This is a genomic window from Frigoribacterium sp. PhB160, assembly GCF_003751785.1.
Classification (GTDB): Bacteria; Actinomycetota; Actinomycetes; order Actinomycetales; family Microbacteriaceae; genus Frigoribacterium.
The window spans coordinates 1,418,144-1,443,476 of sequence record NZ_RKIE01000001.1; the positions used below are offsets into that span (position 1 = coordinate 1,418,144).

Here is a 25,333-nt window from a genome sequence, read left to right on the forward strand (position 1 = left end):
GCTCAGGGCCCGGAGACCCCTGCGGTCTCCGCGGCTGCGGCCCCGGTCGGGACGCCGGCCGCCGCACCGTCGGCGGCGACCCGTCGCCAGCCCCCGTCGTGCCGCTCGACCGCCCCGGCCCGCTCGAACGCCTCGAGCCAGCCCTCCATGGGCCAGGTGCCCCACCGCCCGGCGAAGACCGCCCCGTTGGTCAGCACGTCGTCGAGGTGCTGCCACGGCGGGGACGACGTCGGGTGCCACTGGTGGTACGCGTCGGCCCCGCCCACCCACACGAGCGGCACGTCGGCCCGCTCGGCGGCGAACGCGAAGTCGGTGTCCTCGCCGCCGTACCCCTCGTACAGCGGCGAGAATCCGCCGACGCGGTCCCAGGTCTCCGGCGTCACGGCGAACGAGAGCGACCAGAACAGCCGGTGGTCGCCCGGCGCCGCGACGACGGTCGTGCCGGGCTCGGGCGCGGGCCGTGCGGCGTGGGGCCTCGTCGACGCGGCGAGCGTCGCCCCGGTGGCCTCCCACCCCTCGGGCAGGTACGTCACCGGTCCGCAGAGGACCGCGCCGGGGTGGTGCTCCGCCGCCTCCTCGTAGCGCCGCACGAGGTCGTCGCCCGGCAGGCAGTCGGCGTCGAGGAACACGAGGAGGCGCGCCCCGAGCGAGCGCGCCGCCGCGGCCCCGCGGTTCCGCCCCTCCGCCAGCCGCAGGCCGCCCGGTCCCGGCGGCACGTGCACGACGGTCGCGTCGCGGAGCGCGGGCAGGTCGGGGGCAGGAGCCTCGTCCAGCCAGACGACCACCCGGGGCACGGGAGGCTCGAGCCGGGCGACGCGCTCGAGCTGCGGCAGCAGGTGGGAGAGGCGCGCGGTCGAGCAGAGCGTCACCGCGACGGTCAGCGGCGCCACGAGGCGACCTCCTCGACGACGGCGGCGGCTCGGGCGGCGGCGCCGGCGACCTGCCAGCGGTCCCAGTCGGGACGCAGGGCGGCGGCCCGGCGGAGGACGTCCGGCCAGGCGTCAGGGGAGGGCCAGGCGTCGGCGACCACGGCGAGGCCCGCCTCCGCGAGCGCCCGGCCGGTGGCGCGCTGCTCGTCGAAGGGGCGGTCCTGGGGCACGACCACGGCGCGGGCGCCGACGGCGGCGAGGTCGGCGACGCTGTTCTGGCCGGCGGCGGTCACGACGACGTCGGCGTCGACGAGCAGCGACCACGGGTCGTCGACCCAGTCGTGGCCGCCGGCGCCGACGAGGGTCCACCGGGCGTCGGGGGTGGCGGCGGAGGCGGCGGCGACGTCCTCGGCCGCGCTGCCCGCGCCTCCGGTGCCCCCGCTCGCGAGCACGACGACGGAGAGCCCGCCCTGTGGCCCAGAGCGCGCGGCGTCCCGGACGGCCCGGCCGTCGAAGCGGGAGATGCCGCCGACGTGCCGCACGCGGTCGGCGACGCGGTCGAGCGCCGCAGACCGGTGGACGCCCGCGGGCCAGGGCGCGACGACGCGGGCTGCCGCGTCGAAGGCGAGGCGGTGCGGGCCGTCGACGCGCTCGCCCGGCTGCGTGAAGGTCACCGGCGGCACGCCGAGCAGCCGGACGAGGAGCGTCACCTCGGCCGAGACGTCGACGACGAACGCGGCGGGCCGGTGCTCGCCGATCCACGACGCGATGGTGGCGAGCCGGCTCGTGTGGCCGGGGTGGCCGAGGGGCGCCCAGTGCAGGAGGCCCCCGGCGGTGGGGTCGGCGTCGCCCGGCGAGGCCAGGCCGTCGGGGCCCGGGGTGGCGTCGTCGTCGCGCGGCAGCACGACCCACTCGGTGCGGGCCGGCAGGTCGGCCGGCCTCGGCATGCTGCTGAAGACGACGACGTCGCCGCCGAGGTGCGGCCGGACGGCGCGGAACCGCGTGACGTGGCCGGCACCGTGGTGGTGCACGTACCAGCCGACCGGCGGTCGACGACCCACCGTCACGCCGGGACGCCGTCGCGGACCGGGGACGCCGGCAGCGCCGCGTAGAGCTGCTCGAGCACCGACGAGCGGTGGTCGAGCGACAGGCGCTCGACGGCGTCGCGACGGATGCGCGCCCGCAGGCCCGGCGTCTCGGCGGCCCGCACGGCGAGGGCCTCGGCCACCCGGCCGAGCGAGGCGGCGTCGCCCATCGGCACGAGGCCGGCGCCCACCGACGACCCGACGACCTCGGCGACGCCGCCGGTGTCGAAGGCGGCGACGGGCGTCCCGACCGACAGGGCCTCCGCGACGACGAGCCCGAAGGGCTCCTCCCAGACGGGCGTGACGAGGGCGCAGGCGCTCCGGCCGACGAGGGCCGCGAGCTCCTGCTGGGGCAGCTCGCCGACCCAGCGCACCTGCGAGTCGAGCAAGGGCTCGACTTCGCGACGGAACCAGCCGACGTCGCCGACGCGCCCGGCGAGCACGAGCTTGCGGCCCGTCCGCCGTGCGGCCTGGACGGCGAGGTGGGCGCCCTTCTCGGGCACGAGCCGCCCGGTCCAGACGAGGTCGTCCCCGCCCGGGCCGAGGGGCCACCGGTCGGTGTCGACGCCGTTCGGCAGCACGAGCGACTCGATGCCGGCGGCGGACCACTCGCGCGCGGTGTGCTCGCTCACGGCCAGGAAGCGGCTGCGCGGCTCGGGGCCGCGGGCGTGGTGCTCGAGCAGGTCGGGCAGGGCGGGCGTGTGGAGGGTGGAGACCACCGGCACGCCGAGGTCGCCGGCGCGCGACAGCGGGAGGCCGTGCAGGCAGTGGTTCTCGACGACGTCGAGCTCGTCGGCGTGCTCGGCGATCCAGGTGAGGGCACGGTCGAGGGCCGGCAGGGCCCGGTCGAGGTAGCCCGCCGGGTAGGTCGTGTCGGTCGCCTCGGCCTCGTCGTCCCAGACGACGGGCGGCAGGGTGAACTCGGCCGGCCCGCCCTCGAGGAAGTCGGAGCCCGCGACGGCGCAGAGCAGCACGTGGTGGCCCCGGGCCCGCAGCGTGCGCACCTGGTTCCAGACCGACGACTCGAGCCCGCCCGCGTGGGGCTGGCTGATCGGGTAGCGGAGCGGCGCGATGACGGCCACGCGCAGGCGACGCGGCGGCGTGGTCGCCCTCATCGGACGGCCCCGGCGAGCTGGGCGCCCGTCGACGAGCCGCCGGGCGGCGTGGTGGTCGACGGCGCGGCGGCCGCCGGGGAGGCGCGGTGCGCGACCCCCTGGAGGGCCCGGTCGTAGACGGTGCGGTGCACCCCGTCCACGGCGTCGCGCTCCTCGCGACGCCGGGCGCGGCGAGCGGCGACGACGTCGCCCCGGGCCGACGAGCCCGGACGGGCGGCGTCTGCTCCCGTCACCGAGCGGAGCGCCCCGGTCAGCGCGGCCGTGTCGGCGAGGTCGACCGAGGCGGTCGACCCGGGGTGCTGCTCGGCCGAGAAGCCGACGAGCGGGGCGACGACGGGGACGCCGAGGTCCCAGCAGAGCTCGGCCCAGCCGGAGTGCGTGCCGTGGCGGTAGGGGAGCACGACGGCGTCGAGGTCGGCCAGGGCGGCGGCCAGCTCGGCGTCGTCGAGGCGCGGGTGGACGACGAGCTCGGCGCCCGGGCACGCGGCGACGAGCGCGGCCACGCGGACACGCGCCTCCTCGTCGCGCACGGCCTCGTTGAGGTCGACGCGGACGGAGACCTCGACGCCCTCGGCGCGGAGCCGGTCGGCGGCGGCGAGCAGGGCCGCCACGGTGCCGGGGCCGTCGACGTTGGGGCGGAGGTCGCGGAGGCTCGTGCCGACGACGACCGCGCCCGACGGTCGACCGACGGGCGCCTCGGCGTCGAGGGGCAGCACGTTCGGGTGGGCGACGACCGTGGCCGCCCGGCCCCAGCGGCGCTCGATCTCGGCGGCGGCGCCCGCGGTGAGGGTGATCAGCTCGTCGGCCGCGGGGACGAGGAGGTCGAGCTGTGCCGCGTGGGGGGCCTGGTCGACGAGCTGCGGGTTCTCGAGGTCGTGGACCGTGTAGACGAGCGGACGACCCGTCTCGCGGAGGGCGTCGACGACGTCGCTCAGGTGGCCGAGGCCGAACGACTCGGTGCCGAAGTGGAGGTGGAGGAGGTCGAACTCGTCGGCGTGGCGGCGGATCCAGCCGCCGTCGACGGCGACCGGGGGCCACCATCGGCCGTCGGTGGCGCCCGCGGGCACGGGGTCGGGCAGGCGCACGATCCCGGTCGTCGAGCCGGGCGCGGCCAGGGCGGCGACGTAGGGGTGGCCGGAGGGGACGCTGACGACGCGGAGCTGTCGGGTCGCGGGACGGTTCTGGTCGATGGTCGTGCCTCCTCGGATCAGGGTGCGGTGCGGGGGGCCGGGTCCGGCCGGGAGGAGCGCCCCGGCCACGGTCGGGGACCGGGCGGCGTACGAGAGGGGGCGGGCCCGCAGGTGGGGCCTGACCCGAAGCTAGTCCGTCCGAGGCCCTGCCGTGCTGGGGGGTCTGTACCCCTCTGCACCCGTCCGCATCCCGGCGCGGGATGATCGAGGCGCCGCGGTGGTCACGACCCGCCCGGCGGGAGGATCGGATGAGCACCACGAGCGACGCCGTCGACGGACGCACGCGGCACTACGGCGAGTTCTACGGGCTGCGCGAGCCGGAGGGGGAGGGCGACGTCGCGCTCGTCGTCGGCAACTGCCAGGCCGAGTCGCTGCGCATCGCGCTCGAGGGCGGCGGGCTGCGCACCGTCCGCACGCCCGCGGTCCACGAGCTGGTCGCCGCCGACCTGCCGCACCTGGGGCGATGGCTCGCGCGGGCGCGCCTGCTCGTCTCGCAGCCGGTGCGCGACGACTACCACGGCCTGCCGCTCGGCACGGCGCAGCTGGCCGCCGGCCTCGGCGACGGCGCGCGCGTCGAGCGCGTGCCGGTCATCCGCTTCGCGGGCCTCTACCCCACGCACGCGATCGTCCGTCCGCCCTCCGACGCCTCGCTCGTGCCGCCGCTCGTCGAGTACCACGACCTGCGCCTGCTGACGACGGCGGCGGACCGCCTGGCGGGCTCGACGCCCCGCCGCTGGACCCTCGGGCCGGACGCCGTGCGCGCCGTCGGCGAGCTCTCGCGGGGCGAGCTCCGCCGTCGCGAGGCGGCGCACGACGCCGTGGTCGTCAGCGACCTCTTCGACGACCCGCACTTCGGCCAGATGCGCACCCTGAACCACCCGGGCAACCCGGTCTGGACCGAGCTCGCGGCCCGCGTCCGCCGCCGCCTCGGGCTCGACCCGCACGTCGTCGACCCGGGGCGCGAGCTCCTGTCGAGCGTGCACGCGCCCCGGGCCGCCGCCGTGATCGAGGCGTTCGGCCTCGACGGCGACCCCGTCGACGAGTGGGTGGTCGAGGGCCGCGTCGTCCCGGCCGCGGAGGTCGAGGAGGCGCACCTCGCCTGGTACGCGGAGCGCCCCGAGGTCGTCTCCGCCGGCACCGCCCGCCACGCCGACGCGCTCGCCCTGCTGGGGCTGTCGTGACGCGCCCGCCCGCGCTCGTCGTCACCGACGACGCACAGCACGGGGTGACCGTCTACGCGCGCCAGCTGGCGGACGCCGTCGCCCGTCGGCACGGCGACGTCGAGGTCGTCGGGCCCGGCGCCCTGACCGGCGACGCGCCTCCGGCACGGGCCCACCTCCACTTCACCGACCGGCTCTGGGCCGGGTCGCCCGAGGACGCCGCTGCCCGGCTGGAGGAGCTCGCCCGCCGCGTCGAGCTCACCGTGACGCTGCACGACCTCCCGCAGCCCTCCGACGGCGTCGTCAACCTGCCCCGGCGGGCCGAGTGCTACCGGCGGGTGGCGGCCGCGTCGACCGGCGTCGTCGTCAACAGCCGGCACGAGGCCGCCCTGCTCACCGAGCACGTGCGCGTCGACCCCGCCCGCCCCGTCGGCGTCGTGCCCCTGCCCGTCGACCCCGTCGACCCCGACCCGACGCGGCCCGCCGACGACGGATCGGCCGCCGTGATCGGCTTCTTCTACCCGGGCAAGGGACACGCCGAGCTCGTGGACGCCGTCGCGGGGCTCCGGCCCCGGGGCGTCGACCTGGGCGTGGCGGTCCTGGGCCGGGCCTCCGCCGGGCACGAGGGCGAGCTCGCCGACCTCGTCGCCGAGGCGGCGCGGCGCGGCGTCGACCTCGAGGTGACCGGCTACCTCGACGACGCCGCTCTCCTCGACCGCAGCCGCCGGGCCGCCGTGCCCGTGGCCGCCCACCGCCACGTGTCGGCGTCGGGCTCGATCGCGACCTGGGTCGCCGCGGGGAGGCGCCCCCTCGTCCCCGACACCCGGTACTCCCGAGAGATGGCCGAGCTCCGCCCCGGCACGCTCACGCTGTTCGCCGAGGGCGGGCTGGCCGACGCCGTCGCGCGGGCGCAGCGCGACCCCGGGTCGACGTGGTGGGCGGCCGGCACCGACGTCGGGCCCGGCCTCGTCGACACCGCCGCGGCCTACCTCGCCTGGTGGGCCGCCGTGGAGGCGTCGTCGTGAGCGGCCCCGCCGAGGGCGCCTCGGCCCCGCCGTGGGGCGTGCCCGTGCGCGGCAACCGCTGGGACGAGCTGGGCGACGGCCGCCCGGAGGCGCGACGTCGCGTCTCCGTCGTCGTCCCCTACTACCGGCAGCAGGCCGAGCTCGACCGCACCCTCGCCGCGCTCGCCCGCCAGACCTGGCCCGCCCACCTGCTCGAGGTCGTCGTGGTCGACGACGGCTCGCCCGAGCCGCCCCGGGTGCCGCCGGGGGTCGTCGTCGTGCGGCAGGAGGACCGCGGCTTCCGCCTGGCCGCCGCCCGGAACCTCGGCGCCCGGACCGCGACGGGCGACCTGCTCTGCTTCCTCGACGCCGACACGGCGCCCGAGCCCGGGTACGTCGAGGCCCTCGTGCGCCTGCCGTCCCTGTCGCCCGAGGTCGTCACGGTCGGTCGTCGCCGCCACGCCGACTTCGCCGGGGTCGACGCGACGGCCCCCGTCGAGGTCGTCGGCCCCGCGGCCGAGCTCGACGAGCCGGCCTGGCTCAGCCGGGCCTACCGCGACAGCGACGACCTGCTGCGGGCCGACGACCGGTCGTACCGGCACGTCATCGGGGCCGTCACGGCCTGCACCCGGTGGCTCCTCGACGAGGTGGGCGGCTGGGACGAGACGTTCCGCGCCTACGGGGGAGAGGACTGGGAGTGGGCGCACCGGGCGTGGGCGGCCGGAGCCGTCCTCGCCCACGTGCCCGACGCGGTCGCCTGGCACGACGGACCCGACTGGGCCGGCCGCGACGGCGACGACGAGGCCCGTCAGCGACGGCAGAACGACGAGACGCTGACCCTCGCTCGCCTCGTGCCCGTCGAGGGCTCTCGACCGAGGGCGCTCCGCACGGGCGCCGTCGACGTCGTCGTCGAGCTGGGGGAGGAGCCGGCGGGGGCCGCGGCCGTCCTCGCCGTCGACGGAGTCCTCGAGGCCCTCCCCGGCGCCCTCGTGGTCGTCCGCGACGAGGTCGCCCGCCTGCTCGCGGGCGACGACCGCGTCGTGGCGGCGGCGCCGGACCCGGCCGGGCCGGCCGCGCGCGTCCGGGTCGTCCTGCCGCGGGCCGTCCGCGTGCGCGACGGCGCGGCGCTCGTCGACGCCGTGGCCCAGGTCGGCGTGGACGACCTCGGCACGGTGGTGCTCGTCGACGCCGGCGGCGCCGAGGTCGCCCGCGTGACGGCACGGCGCGCCGCGCTCCGGAGCCGGAGGTGGGGTCGGGACGACCTCTTCCGCACCGAGCGTCGTACCGCCCCGGGGCTCGAGGCCGTCGAGGGGGAGCCGTCCCTGGCCGCCTGGTTCGGCGGCTGGGACCGACCCTCACCCTGAACCTGAGCCTCACGCCGAATGTGCCGGTCGGACCGGCGAGTCTCGACGGCGGACGCCCCCCGTCGACCTACCATCCAGGCATGACCGACAGCGTGCGGGCGAGCGAGGGCACCACGATCGTGCTGCCCGACGGCGACGCCGACGCGCCGACGCGTCACCGGACGACCTTCGTCGAGCCGCACCCCATCCCGTCCGTGGAGGCCGCCCCCGCCCCGCCGACGGACGAGCAGGAGCACCGCCCCGTGACCACCACCCTCAGCCCCGAGGCCCCGACCGACCTCCTCGAGCCCCGCGCGCCGCGGCCCGTGTCGGTCCCCTCGCACCGCGCCGACGTCGACCTCGACGTCGTGCCCACCGACCCTGCCGAGCCGCGGCCCGCGAGCGTCGCCCGCCACTCCGTCGACACGTCGGCGATCACCCTGCCCGTCTTCGCCCAGCCGGTCGACCCGTCGCTGCCCCAGCCGCCCGAGCGGGTCACCCTCGACGACGACGTGCTCGTCCGCATGGTCGAGCGCCGCCTCGACGACACCGCCACCGTCGACCTGATGGCCGTCGTCCAGGCCCAGCTCCAGGCCCGCCGCGCCGAGGCCGCGCAGTTCGCGACCTGGGCCGACGCCATCTCCCGCGTCGGCACCGACGAGGCCGCCGAGGTGCTCGAGCGCACGCGACTGCGCTTCACCGGCGTCATCGACGTCGTCCTCCCGCCGCCGCTCGAGGCGGGGGAGGCGCCCGTCGCGTCCCTCGCGGAGCCCCAGCTCGCGCTCGGAGCCGGGCCCTCGGCCGGCCAGGGGACGGATCCCGGCTCGGAGTCCGCCTCCGCCGTGGTGACGACCGCCGACGTCCCGGTGCAGCGCGCCGCCGCCGACGACGCAGCTGACGACGTCGACGCGGACGCCGAGGCCGACCGCGACGAGCTGACGGCTCCGTCGCTCCTCCCGCAGGCGGCCCTCGGGAGCCCCCGCGACGTCGGGGCCTCCCCGACCGCCGTCGGCGTCCCGGCCCCCGAGGCCGCCGTCCGTCGGCCGGTCGTCCTCCTGGTCGGCGCCGCCGTGGCGTCGCTCGTCGTCCTCGTCGCCCTCGTGCTCGCGGCGGTCGTCCCCGGCTCCGGCGTCGCGGGCGTCCTCGCGACCGTGGCGGTCCCGCTCACGGCCGGCCTCGTCGGCACCGGCACCCTGCTGGCCGTCCGCGCCCGCGGGGCCGACGCCGAGCTGCTCGCCCGTCGCGGGCCCGTCGCCGTGGTCGCGGCGGTCGTGGTGGCCTCCGTCGTCGGCCTCAGCGTCCTGACCTCCTCGCTGGCCGCCCTCGCGTGGCAGGGCTGGCTCCTCCGTGCCGTGGGCGCCACGGGCGTCACCGAGCCCCTCTCCGCCCTCCTCGCCGTCGTCCTCACGGCTGTCGTCGCGGTCGTCGTGACCGTCGTCGTGACGAGCGTGCGGGCGACCTCCCGCGACTAAGCTCGTCGGGTGTCCACACTCGCCGAAGTCTCCGCCGTCGTCGACCGCCTCTGGCCCGTCTCGGGCGCCGAGTCGTGGGACGCCCCCGGCCTCGTGGTCGGCGACCCCGACCAGGTCGTCCGCCACGTCCACCTCGCCGTCGACGCCGTCCTCGACACCGTCGACGAAGCGCTCGGCATGGACGCCGACCTGCTCCTCGTGCACCACCCGCTCCTGCTCCGCGGCGTCACCCGCGTCTCGGAGGACACGACGAAGGGCGCGGTCGTCGCCCGTCTCGTGCGCGGCGGCTGCGCGCTCCTCGCGGCGCACACGAACGCCGACGTCGTCGAGACCGGCACCTCGCGGGTGCTCGCGCACCAGCTCGGCCTCGTCGACCAGCGCGCCCTCACCCAGGGCGCGGCGCCCGGCACCGGCCTCGGCGTCGTGGGCCGCCTCCCGCAGCCGACGAGCCTGGTCGCGCTCGCGCGCCAGCTCGGCGACCTCCTGCCGCCGACCGCGTCCGGCGTCCGCGTGGCGGGCGAGGCCGACCGGGTGGTCGAGACCGTCGCGCTCTGCGCCGGCGCAGGCGACTCGCTGCTGGGTCACCCCGACGTCCTGACGGCCGACGCCTACGTCACGAGCGACCTCCGCCACCACCCCGCCTCCGACGCGCGCGAGCTCATGCTCCTCGGCCGCGGCCCGGCCCTCCTCGACGTCTCCCACTGGGCCAGCGAGTGGCTCTGGCTCGACACCGCCGCCGCCCAGCTCCGTCGTGAGCTGCACGACGTCGAGGTCACGCTGAGCGACCTGCGCACCGACCCCTGGGACTTCGCGGTCGTGCAGTAGCCGACCCGCGCCTCCTCGCCCCGCCCCGATCCGCCCGGCACCACGCCCCCGGCACCGCACCACCACGACACGAAGAAGGCCCCGCATGCCCCTGCAAGCCAGCCCCGCCGACCAGGCCCTGCTGCTCGACCTCCAGCAGCTCGACACGACGCTCCGGCAACTGGCCCACCGCGCCGCGAACCTGCCCGAGATCGCCGTCCTCGCCACCGTCGACGGCGACGCCTCGCGCCTCCGCAGCCGCATGGCGTCCGAGCAGGGCGCCCTCGAGGACGCCCAGGCCGAGCTGCGCCGCATCGAGTCCGACGTGCAGGTCGTCGACGCCCGCGTCGCCCGCGACCAGCAGCGACTGGCGGGCACCTCGTCGGTCAAGGACGTGCAGGCGCTCGAGTCCGAGCTGGCCGCCCTCGCGAAGCGCGGCTCCGACCTCGAGGACATGCAGCTCGAGGTCATGGAGCGCGTCGAGGGCCTCGCCGCCGTCGCCGAGGTCACGCAGGGCGAGCTCGACCTCATCGAGCACCGACGCGCCGACGCCCGGGCGACCCGCGACGGCAAGCTCGGCGAGCTCGAGGTCGAGCGCCGCCAGGTCGAGGCCGACCGGGGCACCCTCGCCGCGAAGGTGCCCGCCGACCTGCTCGCCCTCTACGAGCGCCAGCGCGAGCGGTACGGCACGGGTGCCTCGCTCCTCCGGGCCGGCGTCTCCAGCGCGAGCGGCGTGACCCTGACGGGCAGCGACCTCGCCGCCGTCCGGTCGGCCTCCGCCTACGACGTCGTCCTCTGCCCCGACAGCAACGCGATCCTCGTCCGCACGAACGAGTCCGGCATCTGACGGTCGGCCCTCGGCGCGGCCCGCGGTCGCGACGACCGCTACCATGGTCGAGCGGACGGGTCGGCAAGACGGTCGCGTCGGTCGGGGGCTCGCTCCCGGCCGCCGAGGAACGTCCGGGCTCCACAGAGCAGGGCGGTGGGCAACACCCACCCGGGGCGACCCGCGAGACAGTGCAACAGAGAGCAGACCGCCACGGTCGTCGCCGCGAGGCGCGGCCGGGGTAAGGGTGAAACGGCGGTGTAAGAGACCACCAGCGGTTCGGGTGACCGACCGGCTATGCAAACCTCGCCTGGAGCAAGGTCAGACAGAAGGCGTCGAGGCGGCTCGCTGAGCCTTCGGGTAGACCGCTAGAGGGCTGTGGCGACGCAGTCCCGAGATAGATGGCCGTCCATGGTGCTCCGGCACCGGGACAGAACCCGGCGTATCAGCCGGCCCGTCCGCCCCACGCACGAGACCCCGAGACCAGGAGGCGCGCCTCCTGGTCCCGGGGTCTCGTCGCGTCCGCCCCGTGGCCGCGTCGCCGCGCGGGGCCCTGTCCGCCCGAGGGCTCAGGCCGTCGGGGCCGACCCGGCCGCCAGTGCCGCGGCGCCCATGATGCCCGCGTTGTTGCGCAGCTTCGCCGGGACGATCTCCGCGCGGAGGTCGAGCAGCGGCAGGAACTCGTCGTAGTGCTTCGACACGCCGCCGCCGACGATGATGAGGCGCGGGTAGAGCAGGGCCTCGAGGTGCGAGTAGTACTTCTGCAGGCGCTTGGCCCAGTGCTTCCAGCTGAGGTCGTCGCGCTCCTTGGCGGCGAACGAGGCCTTCGTCTCGTAGTCGCGGCCGCCGATCTCGAGGTGGCCGAGCTCGGCGTTGACGATGAGCACGCCGTCGTTGATGAGCGCGGTGCCGATGCCGGTGCCGAGGGTCGTCATGACGACCAGGCCGGGGACGTCCTTGGCGGCGCCGAAGCGCGTCTCGGCGTAGCCCGCCGCGTCGGCGTCGTTGACGAAGTGGATGGAGCGCCCGAGCGTCTGCTCGAAGAGCGCCTCGGCCTCGAAGTCGATCCACTTCTTCGACACGTTGGCGGCCGAGAGGGTCTTGCCGTCCATGATCGCGGCCGGGAAGCAGACGCCGACCGGCAGCGCGTCGTCGTCGACGCCGAGCTCGTCGACGATCTGCTTCACGACGGCGACGATGGCGTCGGGCTCGCCCCCCTCGGGGGTGGCCTTCTTGATGCGGTCCGAGAGCAGCTCGCCCGACTCGAGGTCGACGATCGCCCCCTTGATGCCGGTGCCGCCGATGTCGATGCCGACTGCTCTCTGTGCCACGGTGAGTCCTTCGTTGGGGTCGTCGCTCCCGGTCGGTGGGCCGGGGCGCTGGTCGGTGGGGGGCGGGGCCCTAGCTGAGGGTGAGCACGTCGGCGCCGCGCTCGGTCACGACGAGGGTGTGCTCGAACTGGGCCGTGAGCGACTTGTCGCGCGTCGTGACCGTCCAGTCGTCGGCCCAGACGTCGGCCGCGGTGCCGCCGAGGGTGAGCATCGGCTCGATCGTGAAGACCATGCCCGGCACCATGACGTCGTCGTACCGGGGGGCGTCGTAGTGGGGGATGACCAGGCCGGAGTGGAACGAGCGGCCGACGCCGTGCCCGGTGTAGTCGCGGACCACGCCGTAGCCGAAGCGGGCCGCGTACGACTCGATCGCCCGGCCGATGACGTTCACCTCGCGGCCCGGGGCGACGGCCTTGATGCCCCGGCGGAGCGCCTCCCGGGTGCGGTCGACCAGGTCGACGGCCTGCTGCGACGCCTCGCCGACGAGGACCGTGCGGTTGAGGTCGCCGTGCACGCCGTTCGCGAACGCCGTCACGTCGATGTTGACGAGGTCGCCCTCGACGAGCACGGTGTCGTCGGGGATGCCGTGGCAGATGACCTCGTTGACGGAGGTGCACGACGACTTGGGGAAGCCGCGGTAGCCGAGGGTGGACGGGTACGCGTCGTGCGAGACCACGAAGTCGTGCACGAGCGCGTCGAGCTCGTCGGTCGTGACGCCCGGTCGGACGGCCGCCTCGGCGGCGTCGATCGCCTGGGCCGCGATGCGGCCGCTCGCGCGGATCAGCTCGACCGTCTCGGCGTCGTAGACGTCGCCGCCGACGTGGGGCGCGGGGCCGGCCTTGCCCACGTACTCGGGTCGGGCGATCGACGCGGGGACCGGACGCTGCGGCGAGATCCGGCCCGGGGTCATGGATCCGTGGGAGTCCCGGGGCATGCCGACCAGCTTAGGGGAGGCAGCGGTAGCGTTCAGGCATGGCACCCGAGTACTGGTACAACATCACCACCCACGAGGTCGAGGAGGGCAAGGTCTCCCCGGCGGTCGACCGGGCCGGCCCCTACGCGACGCGGCAGGAGGCCGAGAAGGCCATCCAGACGATCCAGGAGCGCAACGCGCGCCTGGACGCCGAGGACGCCGCCGACGACTGAGCGCCGACGACTGAGCGCTGACGACTGACCGCCGATGAGCGACCGCTGACGACTCACCGGCCGACGGCTGCGCCTCCGGCGCCCGGCGGGCCGCGCCGAGGCCGCCCGGTGCGTCGGGCCGGCGGTCTTCTCGACTAGCCTTGACCGAGAGCAGAAGGGCCGTTCATGGACAAGCAGAGGGACTTCGTCCTCCGGACGATCGAAGAGCGCGGCATCAAGTTCATCCGCCTCTGGTTCACCGACGTCATCGGCACCCTGAAGTCGGTCGCCATCGCGCCGGCCGAGGTCGAGGGGGCGTTCGCGGAGGGCATCGGGTTCGACGGGTCGGCGATCGAGGGCCTCACGCGCTCGTTCGAGGCCGACGTGCTGGCCCAGCCCGACCCGACGACGTTCCAGATCCTGCCGTGGCGGGGCGAGATCGACCCGACCGCTCGCATGTTCTGCGACATCACGACGCCCGACGGCCAGCCTGCCGTGGCCGACCCCCGCAACGTGCTCAAGCGCACCCTGGCCCGCGCCGGCGACCGGGGCTTCACGTTCTACACGCACCCCGAGGTCGAGTTCTACCTCCTGAAGAGCGCCCAGCACGGGCCCGATGGCCCCGTGCCGGTCGACTCCGCCGGGTACTTCGACAACGTCCCGGGCGGCACGGCACACGACTTCCGCCGCCGGTCCGTCCGCATGCTCGAAGACCTCGGCATCTCGGTCGAGTTCAGCCACCACGAGGCGGGCCCCGGCCAGAACGAGATCGACCTCCGCTACGCCGACGCGCTGACGACGGCCGACAACATCATGACCTTCCGCACGGTCATCAAAGAGGTGGCCATCGAGCAGGGCGTCTACGCGACGTTCATGCCGAAGCCCTTCAGCCAGCACCCCGGGTCGGGCATGCACACCCACATGTCGCTCTTCGAGGGCGACGCCAACGCCTTCTACGAGGCCGGCGCCCAGTACCAGCTGTCGAAGATCGGCCGCCAGTTCATCGCGGGCCTGCTGCGCCACGCCCCCGAGATCACGGCCGTGACGAACCAGTTCGTGAACAGCTACAAGCGCCTCTGGGGCGGCGACGAGGCCCCGAGCTTCGCGACCTGGGGCCACAACAACCGGTCCGCTCTCGTGCGCGTCCCGCTGTACAAGCCCAACAAGGGCAACTCGAGCCGCGTCGAGTACCGGGCCATCGACTCGGCCGCGAACCCCTACCTCGCGTTCTCGCTGATGCTCGCCGCCGGTCTCAAGGGCATCGAGGAGGGCTACGAGCTCCCCGCCGAGGCGGAGGACAACGTCTGGGGGCTCAGCGACGCCGAGCGCCGGGCGCTCGGCTACCGACAGCTGCCCGCGAGCCTCGACCACGCCCTCTCGATCATGGAGGACAGCGAGCTCGTCGCCGAGACGCTCGGCGAGCAGGTCTTCAACTACGTCCTGCTCAACAAGCGTCAAGAGTGGCGTGCCTACCGGGCGCAGGTGACGCCGTTCGAGCTCCGCTCGAACCTCGAGATCCTCTAGCCCGCACCTCCATGCCGCGCTCCGCCACCGCACTCTCCGACCTGGCGCGCCTCGGCTTCGCGGGGCTGGGCGAGGCACGCGACCGCCTCGGGCGCCTGTCGACGACCCTGCCGACGCTCGAGGGCCTCGTGCCGAGCTTCGCGCGGGCGGCCGACCCCGACCAGGCGCTCGCGTGGCTCGAGCGCCTCGTCGACCGCGACGCCGACGTCGTCGCCCGGCTCGTCGCCGCGGGCGCCGGCGAGAGGCTGGTCCGCGTGCTGGGCGCCTCCACGGGCCTGGGGGAGTTCCTCGAGAGGCGACCGGCCGAGTCGGCGACCCTCCTCGATCCCCTCGTCGCGCCTCCCGGGGCCGCCGAGTACCGCGACGACCTCGTCGCCTCCGTCGTCGGGCTCACGGGCGATGAGGCGCGCGTCGCCGTCCGGGTCGCCTACCGGCGGCACCTCCTGCGGCTCGCCTCGTGGGACCTCGAGCACGACGACCCGGTCGCGGCGCTCCCCACGGTGGCGGCGGCACTGGCCGACCTCGCCGCCGCCGCGCTCGAGGCCGCCGTCGACGTGGCCCGCCGTGAGGTGCCGTTCCCGGCCGAGGACGTGGCCCGCACCCGCTTCGCCGTCATCGGCATGGGCAAGACCGGGGCCCGCGAGCTCAACTACCTCAGCGACGTCGACGTCGTCTACGTCGCCGAGGGCGGTGACGGCCTCGAGTCGCATCGGGCGGTCGAGATCGCGACGCGCCTCGCCGTCCACACGGTGCGCGTCGTGTCCGACCTCGCCCTCGAGCCCGAGCTGTGGGAGGTCGACGCCGCCCTCCGTCCCGAGGGAGCCGCGGGGGCGCTCGTCCGCACCCTCGACTCGCACGTGGCCTACTACGAGCGGTGGGCGAAGGGGTGGGAGTTCCAGGCGCTGCTCAAGGCCCGTCCGCTCGCGGGCGACGCCGAGCTCGGCGCCCGCTACGTCGAGCGCGTGGCGCCGTTCGTCTGGTCGGCCGCCTCGGGCGAGTCGTTCGTCGAGTCGGTCCAGCGCATGCGCGAGCGGGTCACCGACCTGATCCCCGCCGACGAGGTCGACCACCAGCTGAAGCTCGGACCGGGCGGCCTCCGCGACGTCGAGTTCACGATCCAGCTGCTCCAGCTGGTGCACGGACAGGCCGACGACGGCGTCCGGGCCCGGTCCACGCTGGAGGCGCTGGCCGCCCTCGCCAGGCTCGGTTACGTCGGCCGGGCCGAGGCCGCCGAGTTCGACCGCGACTACCGCGTTCTGCGGCTGCTCGAGCACCGCATCCAGCTCACGCGGCTGCGGCGCACGCACCTCATGCCGACGGACGAGAACGCCCTCCGCGTGCTCGCCCGCGGCACGGGACTCGCGAGCTCCGGACCGGCCCTCGTGGAGGCGTGGCGCCAGGTCAAGCGTCGGGTCCGCACCCTGCACGAGCGGCTGTTCTACCGCCCGCTCCTGTCCGCGGTCGCGGCCCGGCCCGAGGAGGAGCTCGCGCTCAGCGGCGACCAGGCCGCGGCGCGGCTCGCGGCCATCGGGTTCGCCGATCCCCGCGGCGCGCTCGGCCACATCGCCGCGTTGACGGCCGGCGTGTCGCGCCGGGCCAGCATCCAGCGCCACCTCGTCCCGGCCATGCTGCAGTGGTTCGCCGACGGCACCGATCCCGACCTCGGTCTGCTGGCATTCCGGCGGCTGAGCGACGGACTGGGCGAGTCGTACTGGTTCCTCCGAATGCTGCGCGACTCCTCGGGCGCGGCCCACCGTCTGACGACCGTCCTCTCGTCGTCGCGGTTCGTGGCCGACCTGCTCGACCGCACGCCGGAGGCGGCTGTCTGGCTCGAGAACGACGACGACCTCCGCCCGCGGTCGCTCGGGGCGCTGCTCGACGAGACGCGGGCGACGCTCGCCCGGCACGACGCCCCCGACGCCGCGGCCGCCGTCCTGCGCGCGGCCCGTCGTCGCGAGGTGCTCCGGCTCGCCATCGGCGGCATCCTCGGCCTGACGAGCATCGACGAGCTCGCCCAGGGGCTCTCCGACGTCACGACCGCCGCCGTCACGGGCGCGCTGCAGCTCGCTCGCCGCGACGCCGGCGAGCTGGAGTTCGCCGTCGTCGCGATGGGCCGCTACGGCGGCGGCGAGCTCGGCTTCGGCTCCGACGCCGACGTGCTCTACGTGTACCGGGCGACGGAGGGCGACGAGACGGCCCACCGACGCGCCGTCACCGTCGTGGGAGAGCTGTCTCGGCTGACGAGCGACGCGCTCGTGCCGCTCGACCTCGACGCCGGCCTGCGTCCCGAGGGGGCGAACGGGCCGGTGGTGCGGTCGCTGACCTCGTACCGGGCCTACTACGACCGATGGTCGTTGACCTGGGAGGCCCAGTCGCTGCTGAGGGCCCGGGCGGTGGCGGGCGACGAGGCGCTGCAGCGCGACTTCACGGCGCTGGCGGACACGGTCCGGTACCCCGAGAGCCTCTCCGAGCAGGAGGTGCGCGAGGTGAAGCGCATCAAGGCCCGCGTCGAGTCCGAGCGCCTGCCGAAGGGGGCCGAGCCGTCGCGCCACCTCAAGCTGGGGCGCGGCTCCCTCAGCGACGTCGAGTGGTTCGTGCAGCTGCTCCAGCTCCAGCACGCGCACGCCGTGCCCGACCTGCGCACGACGTCCACGCTCGACGCCCTCGCGGCGGCCGTCGCGCACGGCCTCGTCGTGCCCGACGAGGGCGAGAAGCTGCACGACGCCTGGCGCATGGCCTCCCGGGCGCGGTCGGCCGGCGTCCTCTGGACCGCCCGCACCTCCGACGTCCTCCCCACCGACCGTCGCCAGCTCGAGGGCATGGCACGGCTCATGGAGTACCCGCCCGGGTCGGCGAGCCGGCTCGAGGAGGACTACCTCGCGGTCACGCGGCGGTGCCGCGCGGTGTTCGACCGGCGCTTCTACGGCATCGACGACGTGCCGTCCCCGACGACCTGACGCGCGCCTCCCGACATGACGTCAGGCCCGCCCCTCCGAGGAGGGACGGGCCTGAGCGCCGTGTCGCCGACGAGGTCAGACGCCGAAGTACATCTCGAACTCGAACGGGTGGGGACGCTGCGCCATGGGCAGGATCTCCTTGTCGCGCTTGTAGGCGATCCAGGTCTCGATGAGGTCCTCGGTGAAGACGTTGCCCTTCGTGAGGAACTCGTGGTCGGCCTCGAGGGCGGCCAGGGCCGCCTCGAGCGACGCGGGGACCTGGGGGATGTTCTTGGCTTCCTCGGGGGGCAGCTCGTAGAGGTCCTTGTCGACCGGCTCGTGCGGCTCGATGCGGTTCTGGATGCCGTCGAGGCCCGCCATCAGCTGCGCCGCGAAGGCGAGGTACGGGTTCGATGCGGCGTCGGGGACGCGGAACTCGATGCGCTTGGCCCTCGGGTTCGTGCCGGTGATCGGGATGCGGATGGCCGCCGAGCGGTTGCCGGCCGAGTAGACCAGGTTGACGGGGGCCTCGAAGCCGGGGATCAGGCGGTGGTACGAGTTGATCGACGGGTTCGTGAAGGCGAGCACGGCCGGGGCGTGCTTCAGCAGCCCCCCGATGTACCAGCGCGCGAGGTCGGAGAGGCCGCCGTAGCCGTTCTCGTCGTAGAAGAGCGGCTTGCCGTCGCTCCACAGCGACTGGTGGGTGTGCATGCCCGAGCCGTTGTCGCCGAAGAGCGGCTTGGGCATGAAGGTCGCGACCTTGCCCCACTGCTCGGCGGTGTTCTTGACGATGTACTTGAACTTCAGGATGTCGTCCGCGGCGTGGACCATCGTGTCGAACTTGTAGTTGATCTCCTGCTGGCCGCCGGTGCCCACCTCGTGGTGCGCACGCTCGAGCTCGAGGCCCGAGTCGATCAGCTTCAGGCTGATGTCGTCGCGGAGGTCGGCCGTCTTGTCGACGGGGCTGACGGGGAAGTAGCCGCCCTTGTACGCCGTCTTGTTGGCGAGGTTGCCGCCCTCCTCGGCGCGGCCGGTGTTCCACGCGCCCTCCTCGGAGTCGACGCTGTAGAAGCTCGCGTTCTGCTTCACCTCGTAGCGGACGTCGTCGAAGATGTAGAACTCGGCCTCGGGGGCGAAGAACGCGGTGTCGGCGATGCCGGTCGACGCGAGGTACTTCTCGGCCTTCTTGGCCACCTGGCGCGGGTCACGGCTGTAGAGCTCGCCGTTGCGCGGGTTGAAGATGTCGAAGACGAGGATGAGCGTGCGCTCGGCGCGGAACGGGTCGACGTAGCCGGTGGTGACGTCGGGGATCAGCTGCATGTCCGACTCGTGGATCGAGGCGAAGCCGCGGATGGAGGACCCGTCGAAGAGCTGCCCGACGGAGAAGAACTCCTCGTCGACCGTGGAGGCGGGGATGTTGAAGTGCTGCTGGACGCCGGGGAGGTCGGTGAACCGGATGTCGAGGAACTTGACGTCGGTGTCCTTGATGAACTTCAGCACCTCGGAAGAATCAGTGAACATCTAGATGTCTCTCCAATGGGGCTCGGAACGGATCGGATGCGGGGGAGCAGCCGTCCTCGACGCTAGGGGGAAGGAGTTTCGCAGCGGTGTCCCTGATGTTTCCGGCATGTTACGGCTCGGCTCGGTCGGTAGGCTCGACCCCATGCCCGACCAGCGCCGTACCCCTCCCGCCGACGACGGACAGGGAGGCGCGGGCGACGGCAGGCAGGACTGGCCCGGTCAGCGCCTCGGCCTGCCCCAGGCCGGTCCCCGGTCCGTCGCCCGCCTCGGGCGCCGCGTCGGCGCCCTCCTCATCGACTGGGCGGTCGCCTACGCGGTCGGCTACGCCTTCTTCGACGGGTCGGGCCTCGCGATGACGGTCACGTTCGTCCTCGTGCAGATCGGCTTCCTCGTGACGACCGGGGGCTCGCTCGGCCACCTGGCCCTCGGCATGCGCGTCGTCCCGATGCGCGGTGGCCAGCTGGGCGCCTGGCGCCCGGCCGTCCGCACCCTCCTCGTCGCGCTCGTCATCCCTGCCGTCGTCTGGGACCTCGACCAGCGGGGCCTCCACGACCGGGTCGCCGGGACGGTCCTCGTCCGCGTCTGACCGCCGGGGCGGGACGGACGACGACGGCGCCGCCTCCGGTCGGAGACGACGCCGTCGGCACGCGGGGCGAGGGTCAGCGCGGTCGGCCGGCCCGCACCTTGAACGGGTCGACGCCCTTGGGGATCGGCAGGCCGTTCTTGCCGAGCGACTGCAGCCGGTTGCTCACGGCGAGCACCTCGTTGCGGTTGATCGTCGACTTGATCTTGTTCATGCGGCCCGCGAGCTTGTGCAGGGGCACGGCGTCGGGGTCGGGGCCGACGTGGAGGACGGTGATGGCGACGTTGGGCAGGATGCGGGCGACCTTGCGGCGCTCCTCGTCGACGAGTTTCTTGGTCTGCGCGGCCGAGCCCTCGGCGACGAGCACGACGCCGCCCTTGCCGACGGCGCGGTACACCGCGGCCTGGGTACGCCCCTGGACGGCGACCGGCATCTCGGCGGCGCGCCACGAGCGACGGAGGCCGCTCTTCATGACGGCGCCCACCGCGCCGGGCTGACCCGCGATCTGGCTGTAGGCGGCGCGCTCGGCGCGGCGTCCGAGCACGATGAGCAGCAGCAGGAAGCCCAGCATGACGCCGACCACGATGTAGAGCACCAGCGCGAGGACGTTGCCGCCGGTGAGCAGCAGCGCCGCGGCCACGCCGAGGACGACCGGCACGAAAAACGCCACGAGCATGAGCGGCAGCGCCCGCGAGTCGTTGCGGCGGGTCATCTGGAAGACCTGCCACATCTGCTTGAACCGACCCGGTTCCTTGGGCGGCTTGGGGGTCGGGTTCTCGGTGCGTCGTGCCATGCGACCTAGGATACGGGGTCGCGGCGACCCCCGGGTCCTCCCCGGATCCGCCGTGGGCGGACGCCTCCCCAGCGACGGTCGAGGAGGCTCGGTGCCGTCCCCGGCACCCGCCACGCTGACCCGATGGAGACCTCCCGCCTCGGCCCCTACGAGATCACGTCGACCCGGGTCGTCGGCGACCTCGTCCGATCGCGGGCGACGGCCCCGGACGGGCAGGTCGTCGAGCTCGTCTATGCCTTCCCCGGAGCCGACCCGCGGGCCGTGGCGGCCGAGGAGGCGGCCGGGTGGGCGACGGCGGCGGTCGAGCACCGTCACGTCTCGCCGGTGGTCGACCTGTTCCACACGGCCGAGGGCCGCCTGGTCGTCGTCCAGCCGCCGGCGGAGGTGGGACTCGACGCGTGGCTCGCCGACCGAGGCGCGCTCGAGGCGGGGGAGGCCGTCACGATCCTCCTCCCGATCCTCGACGCCGTCGCGGCGGCGACGCGGGCGGGGGTCGTCCTCGACCGCCTCGACCCGGCGGACGTCGTGATCGACGCCGAGGGAGCGCCGGTCCTCGCCCGCGTCCGCCCACGGGCCGACGCCCTGCCGACGACGTCCGAGCACGTCGTGGCCGAGCGGCCGGGGCAGGAGGCCTCGGCGTCCGTCGCCCGGGTCTTCGCGGACGACGTGGCGTCGAGGCTGGAGCCGTCGTCGCCCCCGCTCGCACCGGCACTGGACCTGCTGCCGTCGACGGCCGGGATCGACGACCTCGTCGAGGTCGTGCACGACCTCGCGCCGGCACGACCGCTGCCGACGACGACCGGGCTCCGAGCCAGGCCGGTCGGGCCTGTCCGAGCGGACGGGGCCGAGTCCGTCGATCGGCCTGCGTGGCTGGCCCTCCTGCCCGAGAGCGCCGTCCTCGACGGTCTGCTCGGCTGGTGGTCGGACCGCTCCCGCACGTCGACGAGGGCACGGCTCGCGACGGTCCGTCCGCGCTACCGCGTCCTCGCCGCGATCGTGCTGGCCTCCGTCGGCGTCGCCGTCGTGGCTCTCCCGGGAGGGGCCCCGAGCGGAGGCGCCGCCGATCCCGGCACGGCGGCCGACCCACCGACCGCCGGGGAACCCGCGCCTGCCCCTGCTGCCCAGGTCCCGTCACCGGAGCCCGGGTCGAGGGCCGACGAGGTGGCGGTGGACGAGCTCGGCGCTCCCGGGGGCGGGGCCGACGCCGCAGCGGCAGAGGGGGCCCGTCGCGAGCCCGTCGAGGGCGTGCTGCGGGGCGACGACGTGCTCGCCGCCGCGCGGGTGCTCGTGGAGGCGCGCAACGCCTGCCTGAGAGAGCCCACGCCTGGCTGTCTCGCGGCGACGACGCAGCCGGGGTCGCCGCTGGCCGGCAGGGACGCCCAGCTGCTGGCCGACCCGTCGGTCGTGACGGGCGAGCCCACGCCGCTCGACGTCGTCGCCGAGCTGCAACGGCTGGGCGACACCGTGCTGCTCGACGCCACCGGCCCCGACGACCGACCGGCCTCGGTCCTGATGGTCAGGACCGAGGCCGGTTGGAGGGTGCGCGACGTCGTGGCCCGTCGGTGACGGGCCACGACGGCTAGATGCCGAGCTTGGCCGAGAAGTCGCCGCCCTCGAGGCGGGTCTTGACCGCCACGAGGAACCGAGCGGCGTCGGCACCGTCGACGATGCGGTGGTCGTACGACAGCGCCAGGTACACCATCGAGCGGACGGCGATGGCCTCGCCGCCGTCGACCGAGACGACCACGGGGCGCTTGACCACGACACCGGTGCCGAGGATGGCCACCTGGGGGAGGAACACGACCGGGGTGTCGAAGAGCGCGCCGCGCGATCCGGTGTTCGTCACCGTGAAGGTGCCGCCCGCGAGCTCGTCCGGCTTCAGCTTGTTGTCCCGCGTCCGCTGGGCGAGGTCGGCGATCTGCCCGGCGATGCCCGCCAGGTCGAGCGACGCCGCGTCCTTGATGACCGGGGTCAGGAGGCCCCGCTCGGTGTCCACGGCCATGCTGATGTTCTCGTGGTCGGGGTAGACGATCGAGTCGCCGTCGACGGTCGCGTTCAGCTTGGGGTGCGCCTGCAGCGCCTCCGCGGCCGCCAGCGTGAAGAACGGCAGGAACGACAGCTTGTTGCCGGTCTTCTCGAGGAAGGCGGCCTTGTGCGCGTCGCGGAAGGTCGCGACCGCGGTCACGTCCACCTCGACGACGCTCGTGAGCTGCGCCATGGCCTGCATCGACTGCACGGCACGCTCGGCGACGACCTTGCGGAGGCGCGTCATGGGCACGGTCGTGCCGCGGAGCGGCGAGATCTCGACCGGTGCCGGCGCGGACTGCTCGGGGGACTGCTGAGCCGAGGAGGCCGCCTCGGCGGCCGCCAGGACGTCCTCCTTGCGGATCCGACCGCCGACGCCGCTGCCCGAGAGGGTGCTGATGTCGACGCCCTTCTCGTTGGCGAGCTTCCGCACGAGCGGGGTGACGTAGCCGGCCGTGGCCGAGGCATCAGCGGCCGCGGGAGCCGCGGCGGCGGGTGCAGGAGCGGCCGCAGCCGGCGCTGCTGCCGGAGCCGGCGCTGCTGCCGGAGCCGGTGCTGCGGCGGAAGCCGGAGCGGCCGCCGCCGCCGGGGGAGCGGCGGCAGGAGCCGGTGCCGCGGCCGGGACGGCCGAGGGAGCCGGGGCGACGGGCTGCGCCGCCGGGTCGGACTCCGCGGCCGGGGCCGGGTCGACGTCCTGGGCGGGCGCGGGCGCGCTCGACCCGGACTCCTCGCCGGGGGCCGGGGCGGCGGACGACGCGACGACGGCGTCCTCGGCCTCCTCCTGGGGCGCGGCTTCGGGCTCGGCGGCCGGCGTCTCCTCGGCGGGTGCCGAGTCGTCGCCGTCGGAGGCGCTGCCGTCGCCGATGCGGACGAGGGCCGTGCCGACCTCGACGGTCTCGTCCTCCTGGACGAGGATCTCCTCGACGACGCCGGCGACCGGCGACGGGATCTCGGTGTCGACCTTGTCGGTCGAGACCTCGAGCAGCGGCTCGTCGACCTCGACGCGATCACCGACGTTCTTGAGCCAGCGGGTGACCGTGCCCTCGGTGACACTCTCTCCGAGTGCCGGGAGGTTGACGGATTCGCTCATGCGTGGGACTCCTTTGACGACATCATCTGTCTGTGTGTGCTGTGCGTACGGGGACTGGTGGGGCTACATCGCGTGGAGCGGCTTGCCGGCCAGGGCCAGCATCGCCTCGCCGAGCGCTTCGTTCTGCGTGGGGTGCGCGTGCACCAGGGGAGCGACGTCCTCCGGGTAGGCCTCCCAGTTGACGGCGAGCTGCGCCTCGCCGATGAGCTCGCCGACGCGGGCGCCGATCATGTGCACGCCGACGACGGGGCCGTCGACGATGCGGACGACCTTGACCGAGCCGCTCGTGCCGATGATGTGGCTCTTCCCGTTGCCGGCGAGGTTGTAGTCGTAGCTCGTGACCGCGTCGGCCCCGTGCTTCTCGACGGCCTTGGCTTCAGTGAGGCCGACGGACGCCACCTCGGGGTCGGAGTAGGTCACCTTGGGGATGTTGACGTCCTCGATGACCTGCGGCGCGAGGCCCGCGATCTCCTCGGCCACGAAGATGCCGTGCTGGAAGCTGCGGTGCGCGAGCTGCAGGCCGGGGACGATGTCGCCGAGCGCGTAGACGCCGGGCACGTTCGTCGCGAGGCGCTCGTTCGTGATGACGAAGCCGCGGTCCATCGTGATGCCGACCTCCTCGTAGCCGAGGCCCGAGGTCGCCGGCCCCCGGCCGACGGCCACGAGCAGCAGGTCGGCCTCGAAGGTCTTGCCGTCCTCCAGGGTGACGACGACGCCGTTCTCGTCCTGCGTGACGCCCTGGAAGCGCACGCCGAGGTTGAATCCGATGCCTCGCTTGCGGAAGGCGCGCTCGAACTGCTTCGAGATCGACTCCTCCTCGTTCGGGACCAGGTGGGGCAGCGCCTCGATGATGTCGACCTCGGCGCCGAAGGACTTCCAGACGCTCGCGAACTCCACGCCGATGACGCCGCCGCCGAGGATGGCGACCCGTCCCGGCACATGGTCGAGGGCGAGGGCCTGCTCGCTCGTGATGACCTTCCCGCCGAGCTCGAGGCCCGGCAGGCTCCGCGAGTAGGAACCCGTGGCGAGCACGACGTTCTTGGCCCGGAGGGTGGTGTCGCCCACCTGGACCGTGCTCGGCGACGTGAGACGGCCCTCGCCCTCGACTGTCGTGATCTTCCGCGCCTTGAGCAGTCCCTGCAGTCCCTTGTACTTGCTCGAGACCACGCCCTCGCGGTAGCTGGTGACGGCGCCGATGTCGATGCCGTGGAAGTCGGCGTGGACGCCGTACTTCGCCGACTCGCGGGACACGTCGGCGACCTCGGCCGAGTGCAGGAGGGCCTTCGTCGGGATGCACCCGCGGTGGAGGCACGTGCCGCCGACCTTGTCCTTCTCGACGAGCGCGACGCTCAGCCCCAGCTCGCTGGCCCGCAGCGCCGCGGCGTATCCGCCGCTGCCGCCACCGAGCACGACCAGGTCAAAATTCTGTTCCGACACCCAGCAACTCCCTCGTGCGTTCGGAGGTTCCCCCGGGGCGGCGGAGGCGGCGCGTCGACGTGGTGACGTCGACGTCGCGCCCGGCTCGCGCATCCGACCT

21 protein-coding genes and 1 other RNA gene are annotated in these 25,333 nt (G+C 74.7%); 12 read left to right on the plus strand and 10 right to left on the minus strand.

Translation table 11 applies throughout. The features are described 5' to 3' along the window. Nucleotides 1–2: 2 nt before the first annotated feature. Genes EDF38_RS06745 through EDF38_RS06760 form a run of 4 tightly spaced genes read right to left on the minus strand, consistent with a single transcriptional unit; the run spans nt 3 to nt 4,328 of the window. The gene (locus EDF38_RS06745; RefSeq protein WP_233572283.1) at nt 3–890 is read right to left on the minus strand and encodes a glycosyltransferase family 2 protein; all 888 of its coding nucleotides are present in this window, start codon (nt 888–890) and stop codon (nt 3–5) included. Then, complete coding sequence (locus EDF38_RS06750; RefSeq protein WP_233572284.1) at nt 878–1,936, minus strand: glycosyltransferase; 1,059 nt, start codon at nt 1,934–1,936, stop codon at nt 878–880. The genes EDF38_RS06745 and EDF38_RS06750 overlap by 13 nt, the downstream gene beginning before the upstream one ends. Continuing rightward, the gene (locus EDF38_RS06755; protein WP_123354547.1) at nt 1,933–3,069 is read right to left on the minus strand and encodes a glycosyltransferase; all 1,137 of its coding nucleotides are present in this window, start codon (nt 3,067–3,069) and stop codon (nt 1,933–1,935) included. The genes EDF38_RS06750 and EDF38_RS06755 overlap by 4 nt, the downstream gene beginning before the upstream one ends. After that, complete coding sequence (locus EDF38_RS06760) at nt 3,066–4,328, minus strand: hypothetical protein (RefSeq protein ID WP_123354548.1); 1,263 nt, start codon at nt 4,326–4,328, stop codon at nt 3,066–3,068. The genes EDF38_RS06755 and EDF38_RS06760 overlap by 4 nt, the downstream gene beginning before the upstream one ends. A 179-nt stretch (nt 4,329–4,507) precedes the next feature. Between EDF38_RS06760 and EDF38_RS06765 the strand changes: the two genes are divergently transcribed. From EDF38_RS06765 to rnpB, 7 genes are all read left to right on the plus strand, one after another. Next, nucleotides 4,508–5,440 carry a WcbI family polysaccharide biosynthesis putative acetyltransferase gene (locus tag EDF38_RS06765; protein ID WP_158613326.1) on the plus strand — a complete coding sequence of 311 codons (933 nt, stop codon included), beginning with the start codon at nt 4,508–4,510 and terminating at the stop codon, nt 5,438–5,440. Further along, nucleotides 5,437–6,444: a hypothetical protein gene (locus EDF38_RS06770; RefSeq protein WP_123354549.1), complete on the plus strand. Its 1,008-nt coding sequence runs from the start codon at nt 5,437–5,439 to the stop codon at nt 6,442–6,444. The genes EDF38_RS06765 and EDF38_RS06770 overlap by 4 nt, the downstream gene beginning before the upstream one ends. Further along, nucleotides 6,441–7,787 (plus strand): glycosyltransferase family 2 protein, encoded by a 1,347-nt coding sequence (locus EDF38_RS06775; protein ID WP_123355073.1) that lies wholly within the window; start codon nt 6,441–6,443, stop codon nt 7,785–7,787. Before EDF38_RS06770 ends, EDF38_RS06775 begins: the two co-directional genes overlap by 4 nt. An 80-nt stretch (nt 7,788–7,867) precedes the next feature. Next, a complete protein-coding gene (locus EDF38_RS06780) occupies nt 7,868–9,238 on the plus strand; it encodes a hypothetical protein (protein WP_123354550.1) in 1,371 nt (456 codons plus the stop codon). A gap of 9 nt (nt 9,239–9,247) precedes the next feature. Continuing rightward, a complete protein-coding gene (locus tag EDF38_RS06785) occupies nt 9,248–10,063 on the plus strand; it encodes a Nif3-like dinuclear metal center hexameric protein (RefSeq protein WP_123354551.1) in 816 nt (271 codons plus the stop codon). An 85-nt stretch (nt 10,064–10,148) separates the two neighbouring features. After that, on the plus strand, nt 10,149–10,889 hold the full coding sequence (locus EDF38_RS06790; RefSeq protein WP_233572285.1) for a zinc ribbon domain-containing protein: 741 nt from the start codon (nt 10,149–10,151) through the stop codon (nt 10,887–10,889). Between the two features lie 56 nt (nt 10,890–10,945). Beyond that, nucleotides 10,946–11,329: RNase P RNA component class A (rnpB, locus tag EDF38_RS06795), an RNA gene on the plus strand. 108 nt (nt 11,330–11,437) lie between these two features. Here rnpB and ppgK read toward each other — a convergent pair. Together ppgK and map are read right to left on the minus strand one after the other, a co-directional pair. Beyond that, on the minus strand, nt 11,438–12,199 hold the full coding sequence (gene ppgK / locus EDF38_RS06800; protein ID WP_123354552.1) for a polyphosphate--glucose phosphotransferase: 762 nt from the start codon (nt 12,197–12,199) through the stop codon (nt 11,438–11,440). A gap of 70 nt (nt 12,200–12,269) precedes the next feature. Next, complete coding sequence (map, locus tag EDF38_RS06805; RefSeq protein WP_123354553.1) at nt 12,270–13,133, minus strand: type I methionyl aminopeptidase; 864 nt, start codon at nt 13,131–13,133, stop codon at nt 12,270–12,272. A 38-nt stretch (nt 13,134–13,171) separates the two neighbouring features. Here map and EDF38_RS06810 point away from each other — a divergent pair, with 38 nt between their 5' ends. The 3 genes from EDF38_RS06810 (at nt 13,172) to EDF38_RS06820 (ending at nt 17,805) form a co-directional block, all read left to right on the plus strand. Beyond that, a complete protein-coding gene (locus EDF38_RS06810) occupies nt 13,172–13,345 on the plus strand; it encodes an SPOR domain-containing protein (RefSeq protein ID WP_158613327.1) in 174 nt (57 codons plus the stop codon). Between the two features lie 165 nt (nt 13,346–13,510). Further along, the gene (locus EDF38_RS06815) at nt 13,511–14,848 is read left to right on the plus strand and encodes a glutamine synthetase family protein (RefSeq protein ID WP_123354555.1); all 1,338 of its coding nucleotides are present in this window, start codon (nt 13,511–13,513) and stop codon (nt 14,846–14,848) included. Between the two features lie 11 nt (nt 14,849–14,859). Beyond that, nucleotides 14,860–17,805, plus strand: coding sequence for a bifunctional [glutamine synthetase] adenylyltransferase/[glutamine synthetase]-adenylyl-L-tyrosine phosphorylase (locus EDF38_RS06820; protein ID WP_123354556.1), 2,946 nt, complete (start codon nt 14,860–14,862; stop codon nt 17,803–17,805). Nucleotides 17,806–17,880: 75 nt separating this feature from the next. Here EDF38_RS06820 and glnA read toward each other — a convergent pair whose 3' ends face one another. Beyond that, nucleotides 17,881–19,305, minus strand: coding sequence for a type I glutamate--ammonia ligase (glnA, locus tag EDF38_RS06825; RefSeq protein ID WP_123354557.1), 1,425 nt, complete (start codon nt 19,303–19,305; stop codon nt 17,881–17,883). A gap of 142 nt (nt 19,306–19,447) precedes the next feature. On the opposite strand from glnA, the gene EDF38_RS06830 reads away from it, so the two are divergent. Continuing rightward, entirely contained in the window at nt 19,448–19,891 is a 444-nt protein-coding gene (locus EDF38_RS06830) for an RDD family protein (protein ID WP_123354558.1), read from the plus strand. A gap of 73 nt (nt 19,892–19,964) precedes the next feature. Here EDF38_RS06830 and EDF38_RS06835 read toward each other — a convergent pair whose 3' ends face one another. Continuing rightward, entirely contained in the window at nt 19,965–20,681 is a 717-nt protein-coding gene (locus EDF38_RS06835; protein WP_123354559.1) for a DUF4191 domain-containing protein, read from the minus strand. A 123-nt stretch (nt 20,682–20,804) separates the two neighbouring features. Here EDF38_RS06835 and EDF38_RS06840 point away from each other — a divergent pair, with 123 nt between their 5' ends. Next, nucleotides 20,805–22,247, plus strand: a complete 1,443-nt coding sequence (locus EDF38_RS06840; protein ID WP_123354560.1) for a hypothetical protein — start codon at nt 20,805–20,807, stop codon at nt 22,245–22,247. A 13-nt stretch (nt 22,248–22,260) separates the two neighbouring features. Here the strand turns inward: EDF38_RS06840 and sucB are convergent, their stop codons facing one another. Both sucB and lpdA read right to left on the minus strand, forming a co-directional pair. Beyond that, entirely contained in the window at nt 22,261–23,796 is a 1,536-nt protein-coding gene (gene sucB / locus EDF38_RS06845; RefSeq protein WP_123354561.1) for a 2-oxoglutarate dehydrogenase, E2 component, dihydrolipoamide succinyltransferase, read from the minus strand. Between the two features lie 63 nt (nt 23,797–23,859). Beyond that, nucleotides 23,860–25,233: a dihydrolipoyl dehydrogenase gene (gene lpdA, locus EDF38_RS06850; RefSeq protein ID WP_123354562.1), complete on the minus strand. Its 1,374-nt coding sequence runs from the start codon at nt 25,231–25,233 to the stop codon at nt 23,860–23,862. Nucleotides 25,234–25,333 lie beyond the last annotated feature (100 nt).

Excerpts from the sequence above, each read along its gene's own strand:
- EDF38_RS06755 (WP_123354547.1), bottom strand. The coding sequence starts at position 3,069 with ATGAGGGCGACCACGCCGCCGCGTCGCCTGCGCGTGGCCGTCATCGCG.
- EDF38_RS06765 (WP_158613326.1), top strand. The coding sequence starts at position 4,508 with ATGAGCACCACGAGCGACGCCGTCGACGGACGCACGCGGCACTACGGC.
- EDF38_RS06780 (WP_123354550.1), top strand. The coding sequence starts at position 7,868 with ATGACCGACAGCGTGCGGGCGAGCGAGGGCACCACGATCGTGCTGCCC.
- EDF38_RS06790 (WP_233572285.1), top strand. The coding sequence starts at position 10,149 with ATGCCCCTGCAAGCCAGCCCCGCCGACCAGGCCCTGCTGCTCGACCTC.
- map (WP_123354553.1), bottom strand. The coding sequence starts at position 13,133 with ATGCCCCGGGACTCCCACGGATCCATGACCCCGGGCCGGATCTCGCCG.
- EDF38_RS06810 (WP_158613327.1), top strand. The coding sequence starts at position 13,172 with ATGGCACCCGAGTACTGGTACAACATCACCACCCACGAGGTCGAGGAG.
- EDF38_RS06815 (WP_123354555.1), top strand. The coding sequence starts at position 13,511 with ATGGACAAGCAGAGGGACTTCGTCCTCCGGACGATCGAAGAGCGCGGC.
- EDF38_RS06820 (WP_123354556.1), top strand. The coding sequence starts at position 14,860 with ATGCCGCGCTCCGCCACCGCACTCTCCGACCTGGCGCGCCTCGGCTTC.
- glnA (WP_123354557.1), bottom strand. The coding sequence starts at position 19,305 with ATGTTCACTGATTCTTCCGAGGTGCTGAAGTTCATCAAGGACACCGAC.
- EDF38_RS06830 (WP_123354558.1), top strand. The coding sequence starts at position 19,448 with ATGCCCGACCAGCGCCGTACCCCTCCCGCCGACGACGGACAGGGAGGC.
- EDF38_RS06835 (WP_123354559.1), bottom strand. The coding sequence starts at position 20,681 with ATGGCACGACGCACCGAGAACCCGACCCCCAAGCCGCCCAAGGAACCG.
- EDF38_RS06840 (WP_123354560.1), top strand. The coding sequence starts at position 20,805 with ATGGAGACCTCCCGCCTCGGCCCCTACGAGATCACGTCGACCCGGGTC.
- sucB (WP_123354561.1), bottom strand. The coding sequence starts at position 23,796 with ATGAGCGAATCCGTCAACCTCCCGGCACTCGGAGAGAGTGTCACCGAG.